We start from the raw sequence: 510 nt of genomic DNA on the forward strand, positions 1-510 counted from the left end.
GGCTGAGCCTGTCGAAGCCYTGYTCTTCTCCGCCATGAAAGAAAGAGCAGCCCTTCGACAGGCTCAGGGCGAACGGATATAGGGCAGCCTCAATGGCTCAACCCTCAGGCGGCCATGGCCGCCATGCGCCGCTGCCAGAAGGGCGCATCCGGCCAGCGCGCCGCGGCGGCATAATGATCGGCCAGGGCGCGGCGATAGTCAGTGATGCCGTGCGCCGCGATCAGGGCGTAGCGCCGGGCTGCCTCCTCGCCCCGGCCGTCCAGCGTGTCGGCGGCGGCATAGGCGGCGAGGATGCCCGAGCGCAGCGCATGGACGATCCCGCGCGAAGACAACGGGTCGGCCGCGAACAAGGTATCGCCCGTCGCGATCCAGCGCCGGCCGACCGCGCGGTCCAGCGTGGCGGTGCCGGCGGCGCGCACGATCGCCTGGTCAGCGCGAGCTCCCGGCGGCACCAGGGCGGCGATATGGCGGGTCGCCGCCAGCGCGCGGTGCCAGCCTTCGGCTTCGCGC

At 72.2% G+C, this 510-nt stretch carries 1 protein-coding gene; it reads right to left on the reverse strand.

The window, feature by feature from the left end; all coding sequences use genetic code 11:
• Positions 1 to 104: 104 nt before the first annotated feature.
• A partial coding sequence (locus tag AC1DZC_RS20460; RefSeq protein WP_477044570.1) for a hypothetical protein occupies positions 105 to 510 on the reverse strand: 406 nt, incomplete at its 5' end.

The sequence above is a fragment of the Cellulomonas sp. P2_B4 genome (assembly GCF_056404795.1).